Genomic DNA, 7,157 nt, shown 5'->3' with positions numbered 1-7,157 from the left:
CCGGCCAGCGCCGCCGCGGTCGCGGTGGCGCGCAGCGCCCCGTCGGGATCGGTGAGCGCCAGGCTCAGCGATCCGCCGGCGGGTGCGCGCAGCCCCAGCGCGCCCAGCCGCGCCACCAGTTCGCGCAGGTGGGCGGCGGTGATCGGCAGCCCGCTCACCTCGCCGGGCTCGTTGGAGGCGCCGGCCAGCGAGGCGAGCGGCACGGTGATCCGCAGCTGCGCGGTGACCGCCGGCCGGGAGTCATCCCAGGGCCGGGTGATCAGCTCGGCCAGCACCGCGGCGCGCAGCTCGCCGATCGGCCGCGGATCACCGTCGGCCTTCAGCATCGCCGCCAGCTGGTCGACCACGTCCAGACAGGCCGCCGACACCGGCGCCGGCAGATCCGCGGCCAGGGTCGCCATGCCCTCCAGAGCCGAGGGGTAGCTGCGCACGTCCGCGGAGCGCCGCGCCGTCCTGCGGCGCTGGTCGGCCGCGGCCGCGTCGCGTTCGAGCAGCAGCGCCAGCGCCCGCGCCCGCAGCCGGCCCAGCGACAGCCCGGCGGCCTGCGGCAGCAGCACCGCCTCGATCGCCCGGGCGATCGCCGGGGAGGTGGAGCCCAGCACGTCGGCCAGCACCTTCGCCCGCGGCTCGTCGAGGGTGCCGGCGGCCAGCGCGGCCCAGGTGCCGGGCAGGTTCTCCCGGTAGGTCCAGGCGCGGGCGGCCAGATGGCCGGCGGTGCCGCGGCCGCAGTTGAGCACCATCGCCAGCTCCGGCACGAAGAACTCGCTCACGCCCGGCAGCTCCGCGTCCGGCGCCCACGACCCCCGCTTCGCGCCGGGGCTGCCCGGCGGCGGATCGCCGGTGTCGGGGGTGTCGTCGGCCAGCCCCAGCACCAGCTCGGCCTCGTAGGCGGCATCCATCGCCTTGCGGGCCTGCAGCCGCTGCATCTCGGCGGCCTTCTCCGCCTTGGTGAGGAGCGCGACCGGCAGCCGGCTGTTCGTCGCCGGCTGCTCCAGGCACCAGCCGACCAAGGCTCCCTCCACGGGGGAGCGCTCGGCTGCGACCGACGACTCCATGCCCCGACGGTATGCGGGGGGTACGACAGTTTCTGGACGCTGAGCAGCAGCTTTGCGCAACCACTGTTGAAAGGCGCAGACGCCGCTGGAAGCCGGTCGCCGCGAGGCTCGGGGCACCCGCGGCGACCGGCCGGTCTCAGGAGCGCTACTTCACGTAGGCGCCGGCGTCCACGGGGAAGGCCACGCCGGTGACGTACCGCGCCTCGTCGCTGGCGAGGAAGAGCACGGCGTTGCTGATGTCGACCGGCTCGACCCACGGCACGGGGAGCGTGTTCAGCGAGGCGAAGCCGGGCATGGCCTTCTCCCGCGTGGGCTCCGGATCGCCGGGCGCGAACATCCCCCAGGTCCCCGGGTTCTGGATCATGATCGTGTCGACGTTGGTCGGGTGGATCGTGTTGACCCGGATCGAGTAGCCGCCCAGCTCGTTGGCCAGCGTCCGCATCAGGCCGACGATGCCGTGCTTGCAGGCGACGTAGTGGCCGACCTGCTGGATTCCCTTGAGGCCGCCGATCGAGCTGGTGAACAGGATCGTCCCGCCGCGGCCGGCCTCGATCATCGACGGGATGGCCACCTTCGCCGTGTGGAAGACGCCGGTCAGGTTGACGTCGATCATGTCCTTCCACTGGTCGGCGCTGAGCTCCCAGGCCCGGCCGTAGGTGGCGATGCCGGCGTTGGCCACGACGGTGTCCACGTGGCCGAACTGCGCGAGGCCCTCGTCGAAGGCCGCCTGCAGGCCGTCGAGGTCGCGGACGTCGGCCTTGCGGGCCACGATGCGGCGGTCGAGCGCCTCGACGGCCTTCACCGTCTCGTCGAGCTCCGCCTCGGTGGCCAGCGGGTAGTACGGGGTCACCGAGGCGATGTCCTCGCAGATGTCGACGGCGATGATGTCGGCGCCCTCCTCGGCCAGGCGGATCGCGTGGCTGCGCCCCTGACCGCGGGCCGCGCCGGTGATGAAGGCGACCTTGCCTGCCATGCGTCCTGCCATCGGTTGCGCTCCTGTTCTCCGGTTACCCGGTTCCCCGGCCGCGCCGGTGCGGCCGCGTCGGTCTGGACCCGCCGGCAGTGCGGCGGTGGTCAGCGGACGGCGAAGCCCGCGTCGACGGGCAGGGTCACGCCGGTGATGTAGCGGGCGGCGTCGGAGACCAGCCAGGCGACCGCGTCGCTCACGTCCCGGCACTCGACCATCGCGACGGGCAGCAGGTTGCCCTGGCGGTCGGCGGTGGCGGGGGTCGCCCGGAGGAGGGCCTGCATGACGTCGTTGGTGATCATCGGCGTGGGCACGCCCGTCGGGTGGACCGAGTTCACCCGGATCGAGTGCGGCGCCAGCCAGTGCGCGAACGAGCGCATGAGACCGACCAGGCCGTGCTTGCTGGCCGCGTAGGCGGTGATCCCCGCGCTGCCGTCACCGCCGGTGCCCTTGAGTCCCTGGGTGGAGCTGACCAGCACGACGGCGCCGCCCTGTCCGGCGTCGATCATCGACGGTGCGGCCGCCTTCACGGTGTTCCAGGCGCCGGTGAGGTTGACCGCGAGCACGTCGGCGAAGGTCTCGTCGTCCCCCGCCCCGCCCATGAGCGGGGCGATCCCGGCGTTGGCGACGACGGTGCGGACCGGCCCGAGGGTGGCCACGCCCTCGGCGACCAGGGCGTCGAGCGCCGCCCGGTCCCGGACGTCGGCCACGCGGGCGAGGACCCGCCGTCCCTCGGCCTCGACCAGGCGGGCGGTCTCGGCGAGGTCGTCGGCGGTGGCCAGCGGATAGGCGACGGTCGGGATGTCGGCGCAGATGTCGACGGCGACGACGTCGGCGCCCTCGGCCGCCAGCCGCACGGCGTGGCTGCGGCCCTGGCCTCGGGCGGCGCCGGTGACGAGGGCGACGGTGCCCTCGAGTCCGGAGGGCACCGTCAGCTGCGCGCGGAGGCGGCGGAGACGCCGGCGGGGACCGCGCCCGGCGGCAGCCGGCGCTCGCCCGGCGTGAAGGTCGCGGGGATCCGCTGCCAGCCCTTGTTGACCCCCTGCCGCGGGTACCGCTTGAGCCCGGCCAGGTCGACCTCGTAGTCCGGCATCCGCTCCAGGACCTGCGCGAGCATCTCCTTGGCCATGCGCTTGCCGAAGTGCGACCCGGCGCAGCGGTGGATGCCGACGCCGAAGGCGAGGTGCCGGTTGGGCCAGCGGTGGATGTCGATCTCGTCGGGGTCCTCGAACTGACGCTCGTCCCGGTTGGCCGACGACCAGGCCAGCAGCGCCCGGTCCCCGACGTCCATGGGGCAGCCGTGGAACTCCGTCTCCTTGAGCACCGTGCGGGCCAGTGCCTGGGTGGGGGAGAAGTAGCGGAGGAACTCCTCGAGCGCCTTGTCCAGGAGCGAGGGGTCGTCGATGAGCTCCTGCCGGACGTCGGGGTGCTCGTAGAGCCAGACGAGGGTCTGGCTGACCAGCGAGGCCGTCGTCCCGACGCCGCCGCTGACCAGCAGCTCGACGATCGAGAAGACCTCCTCCTCGGTGATCGGCCGGCCGTCGACCTCCTGCTGCACCAGGTAGCTGATGGCGTCCTCGCGCGGCTCGGCGAAGCGGGCGGCGATCGCCTGGCGCATCTGCTCCGAGCAGCGCGGCAGGTCGACCTCGACCGCCTGCTTGTAGACCGGGCTGTCGGTCTGCTCGGCCAGCGTGGCCTGGTGCGAGCGGGCGTAGACCTGCCAGTCCTCCACCGGCAGGCCGAGCCAGTCGATCGTGCAGATCGCCGGCACGCCGATGACCTGGGCGAGGTCGGCCTGCCCGGACTCGATCAGCTCGTCGATGAACCAGGTGGTCCAGCGGACGATCATGTCCTCGATCTTCGCCACGGCCGCCGGCGAGGCGATCGGGTTGATCACCTTGCGGTAGGAGCGGAACTCCGGCGGGTCCATCTCGATCGGGATGTGCTTGTGCATCGGCGTCTTCGGGATGACGACCGACAGCCCCGGCCCGCCGTACTGGTCGAGCCGCTGGGAGGAGAAGACGTCGTCGTCGCGGGCGGCCTCGAAGACCGACTCGTAGTCGGTGAGCACCCAGAAGCCACCATGGGCCTCCGACCAGGCGACAGGATGGGCCTGGCGCAGTTCGCGGTAGCTGCCGACGGTGTCCTCGGCGTGCTCCTGCGAGTGGTGGTCGAAGTGGACGACGGGGCACCGGCCGCGTGTGCTCATGTGATCCTCGTCTCTGCTCAACATCACAGTGTGATAATGCTTATCCTGGTTTATCTCTGTCAACACACGGCGCGGAGCCTCCTCCGCACCGGCCCCACCCGGGAGGGGACACGATGCGCGTCTCTGTCGACCTGGACGTGTGCCAGGGCCACGGTGTCTGCCACATGAGCGCACCCGACGTGTTCGAGCTCGACGAGTCCGACGGCCACGCCATCGTCATGGTGGACCCCGTGCCGCCGGAGCTGGAGGCCGACGCCCAGCTGGCGGCCGACAGCTGCCCCGAGCGGGCCATCACGGTCTCCTGACCGTGCGCGTCGTCGTCGTCGGGGCGTCGCTGGCCGGCGTCCGGACGGTGGAGGGGCTGCGCCGGCGGGGAAGTGACGCCGACGTCGTCCTGGTCGGCGCCGAGCCCGGTGCCACCGACGGCATCGCCGTCGACCGGCCGCCGCTGTCCAAGGCGTTCCTCGCCGGTCCGGACGCCGTCGCCGCGCCGCTCACCACCCGCGAGCGGCTCGGCGCGCTGGACGTCGAGCTGGTGCCCGGGCGTGCGGTCGACGTCGACCTGGACACCCGGCGGGTCGCCCTGCACGGCGGGGAGTCGGTGGCCTTCGACGCCCTCGTCGTGGCGACCGGCTCGTCGCCGCGGTCGGTGCCCGAGCTCGAGCCCCGGCCCGGCGTGCACCCCTTGCGCACCGCCGCCGACGCCACCGCCATCCGCGCGGCCAGCACCGACGGCGCGCGCGTCGTCGTGGTCGGCGGCGGCTTCATCGGCGCGGAGATCGCCTGGACCATGCGCCAGCTCGGCCGCGAGGTCGCCCTGGTCGAGCCGCTGCCGTCGCTCATGATCCGCGGCCTCGGCCCCGAGCTGGGAGCGGCGTTCACCCGGCGGCACGCCGCCGCGGGGGTGGACCTGCACATGGGTGTGGCCGTCGCCGCCGTCGAGGGGACCGACCGGGTCACTGGCGTCCGGCTGACCGACGGCAGCCGGCTGCCGGCCGACGTCGTCGTCCTCGGCCTGGGCACGGTGCCGGAGACGGCGTGGCTGGCCGGCTCCGGCCTGGACCTGCGCGACGGCGTGGTGTGCGACGGGCACCTCGCCGCCGCCGAGGGGGTGTACGCGGTGGGGGACGTCGCCCGCTGGCGGCACCCCCGGTCCGGCGAGGAGGTGCGGGTCGAGCACTGGACCAACGCGGTCGAGACCGCCGGCGTGGTCGCGGCCAACCTCGCCGGGACGCCGACGCTGCACGAGTCGGTGCCCTACGTCTGGACCGACCAGCTCGGCGCCAAGCTCCAGGTCTTCGGCCAGGTGCGCCCGCAGGACGAGCTGCGCGTCGTCCACGGCGACCTCGAGGGCACCTTCGTCGCGCTCACCGGTGGCGACGGGCTGCTGCGCTCGGTGGTCGGCTTCGGCGCGATCAAGCAGCTGCTCCCGTTCCGCAAGCTCCTGGCCGCCGGGGCCGGGTGGGACGAGGCGCTCTCCGCCGCCTGACCGCCGCCGTCAGGGCGGTGGGCCGCCCGGCACCGGTGCTGCCGCCGGCGTGACCTCCCGCGGGGCAGCGCCGACGGCGGGCGGGCGCACCCAGCGCTGCACGACCAGGTAGCACAGCGCGCAACAGCACATCGCCGCGACCGTGAACGCCCACGAGGCGTCATAGCCCCCGGTGAGGTCGGACAGGGCACCGAAGGACAGCGGGGAGACCAGCGCCCCGAGGTAGTAGCCGCTCGACATCACCGCCGTCGCGCGGCCGACGGCGTGCGGCGCGCGGTCGATGGCCACCCCGTGCGCGAACCCGGAGAGGACGAGGTCGGCCAGCATCGCCAGGACCGCGCCCGCGACGAGCAGGGCGAGTGCCACGTGGCTGCCGACCCACACCATCGTCGTCCCGGCGACCGAGGTGGCCGCGACTCCGGCGGCCATCAGTGCCCGGCGGCGGGGGCCGGTCCGGTCGGCGCGACGGGCGGCGGCGACCATCGTGACCGCGCCCAGGGCGGTGCCGGCGGCCGACACCGCCCCCGCCGCGCCGCGGGAGAACCCGGCGTCGACCAGGGCGAGCACCAGCCAGGAGAACAGCGGCTGCGAGCCCAGGACGAAGCAGAACGACGCCAGCACCACCCACGCGAAACGGCGGGGTAGTCGCCCACCGTCGGTCCCCGGCCGGGCCGGGCCCCGAGGGCGGGCCGCCGGCAGCACGAACGCGCCGGCCACCGCGTTGGCCGCCGTCAGTCCGGCCAGCACCAGGGCCACGCCCTCCCAGCCGATCAGGCCCGCGGCGGGCAGTCCGGCGAGTGCCAGCACCGTCGCGCTGAGCGGGATGCCGGCGGTCTTGACCGCCACCGCCGTCCCGCCCCGGCCGGCGGGGGACACCGAGGTGACCGCCAGGCTGGTGCCGGCGTTGGCCAGCGCGTAGGCGGAGCCGGCGAGGGCGCTGCTGACCGCCAGGACGGCGAAGCCCGGCCACAGGGCCGCGACGACGAGTGCGGCGGCGACCAGGACCTGGTCCAGGACGATGCAGCGGCGGGCGCCGAGCGGGTCGACCACCCGCGCGGCGACGAGCGAGGTGATCCCCGTGGACCCGTAGAAGAGGCCGACGAGCAGGCCGAGCTGGGCGCCGGTCAGGTCGAGGTCGGTGCGGAGGTCGGGGCCCAGGTAGGCGACCAGGAAGGTCGGCGCGGCGCCCAGCCCCATGGCCGCGGTGCTGACCACGAGGACGGCGAGCCGGCCGGTGCGCGGGGCTCGACGACTTCCGCTCATCAATGGTAATGCTTATCCTAGTTTCTCCCCGAGCGGAATCCCTGGGCACGAGTCCCGACGTCCACCGGAGGTCCCCATGTCCCACGCCGATCCGGCCGGTGCGCGGAGCCACAGCGCATGAGCAGTCCGTTGAGTCTGGCGCCGGCGCCGCGGTCGGAGGCGGCCGAGCGGGTG

General features: G+C 74.2%; 7 protein-coding genes. 2 read left to right on the top strand and 5 right to left on the bottom strand.

The features are described 5' to 3' along the window. The 4 genes from MY520_RS27580 to MY520_RS27565 form a co-directional block, all read right to left on the bottom strand. The coding region (locus MY520_RS27580) for an HNH endonuclease (protein WP_436695896.1) at positions 1 to 1,055 on the bottom strand (1,055 nt) is incomplete at its 3' end. Positions 1,056 to 1,200: 145 nt separating this feature from the next. Further along, a complete protein-coding gene (locus MY520_RS27575; protein ID WP_436695895.1) occupies positions 1,201 to 2,040 on the bottom strand; it encodes a mycofactocin-coupled SDR family oxidoreductase in 840 nt (279 codons plus the stop codon). Between the two features lie 89 nt (positions 2,041 to 2,129). Next, positions 2,130 to 2,951 (bottom strand): mycofactocin-coupled SDR family oxidoreductase, encoded by an 822-nt coding sequence (locus MY520_RS27570; protein ID WP_436695894.1) that lies wholly within the window; start codon positions 2,949 to 2,951, stop codon positions 2,130 to 2,132. Between the two features lie 2 nt (positions 2,952 to 2,953). Beyond that, complete coding sequence (locus MY520_RS27565) at positions 2,954 to 4,231, bottom strand: cytochrome P450 (protein WP_436695893.1); 1,278 nt, start codon at positions 4,229 to 4,231, stop codon at positions 2,954 to 2,956. A gap of 113 nt (positions 4,232 to 4,344) precedes the next feature. On the opposite strand from MY520_RS27565, the gene MY520_RS27560 reads away from it, so the two are divergent. Both MY520_RS27560 and MY520_RS27555 read left to right on the top strand, forming a co-directional pair. Beyond that, on the top strand, positions 4,345 to 4,536 hold the full coding sequence (locus tag MY520_RS27560) for a ferredoxin (protein ID WP_436695892.1): 192 nt from the start codon (positions 4,345 to 4,347) through the stop codon (positions 4,534 to 4,536). Between the two features lie 2 nt (positions 4,537 to 4,538). Then, complete coding sequence (locus MY520_RS27555) at positions 4,539 to 5,720, top strand: NAD(P)/FAD-dependent oxidoreductase (RefSeq protein WP_436695891.1); 1,182 nt, start codon at positions 4,539 to 4,541, stop codon at positions 5,718 to 5,720. A 9-nt stretch (positions 5,721 to 5,729) separates the two neighbouring features. Here MY520_RS27555 and MY520_RS27550 read toward each other — a convergent pair whose 3' ends face one another. Next, entirely contained in the window at positions 5,730 to 6,983 is a 1,254-nt protein-coding gene (locus MY520_RS27550; protein WP_436695890.1) for an MFS transporter, read from the bottom strand. Positions 6,984 to 7,157 lie beyond the last annotated feature (174 nt).

It is taken from the genome of Geodermatophilus sp. CPCC 205506 (assembly GCF_051383635.1).
Lineage (GTDB): Bacteria > Actinomycetota > Actinomycetes > Mycobacteriales > Geodermatophilaceae > Geodermatophilus.
This window is presented reverse-complemented; position numbering and strand designations above follow the sequence as displayed.

Bases quoted from the DNA above. Each gene is read 5' to 3' on its own strand.
- MY520_RS27565 (WP_436695893.1), bottom strand. From the start codon at position 4,231: ATGAGCACACGCGGCCGGTGCCCCGTCGTCCACTTCGACCACCACTCG.
- MY520_RS27560 (WP_436695892.1), top strand. From the start codon at position 4,345: ATGCGCGTCTCTGTCGACCTGGACGTGTGCCAGGGCCACGGTGTCTGC.
- MY520_RS27550 (WP_436695890.1), bottom strand. From the start codon at position 6,983: ATGAGCGGAAGTCGTCGAGCCCCGCGCACCGGCCGGCTCGCCGTCCTC.
- MY520_RS27575 (WP_436695895.1), bottom strand. From the start codon at position 2,040: ATGGCAGGACGCATGGCAGGCAAGGTCGCCTTCATCACCGGCGCGGCC.